This is a genomic window from Pseudomonas sp. SWRI111 (assembly GCF_014268555.1).
Taxonomy (GTDB): Bacteria; Pseudomonadota; Gammaproteobacteria; order Pseudomonadales; family Pseudomonadaceae; genus Aquipseudomonas; species Aquipseudomonas hamedanensis.
Map to the genome: position 1 here is coordinate 1 of NZ_JABWQQ010000152.1, position 242 is coordinate 242.

1 protein-coding gene is annotated in these 242 nt (G+C 34.3%); it reads right to left on the minus strand.

Annotated features, from left to right (window positions below):
- On the minus strand, positions 1-242 hold a 242-nt coding region (locus tag HU755_RS27640; RefSeq protein WP_238350064.1), incomplete at both ends, for a GNAT family N-acetyltransferase.

Consider the following 242-nt stretch of genomic DNA (forward strand, 5'->3'; position numbering starts at 1 on the left):
TCCATATGGTGCATGCTCTACTTCAACAAAGTCGTTTTTTATAAAAACTTCTTTGCTTGGTGTCCAAGAGGTTGTTGGATTTGTTATAACAATAACACCATTCTTCTTATGATCTTTAGCATCTTGAATAACCTTTTTAATTAGTTGAGTGGCATATCCTTTCCCAGTTATATTAACCCATAGGCAATGGATGACGTAGTAATTTTCCCCATATATTACTCTTGAGGAATATTCTATTGGCG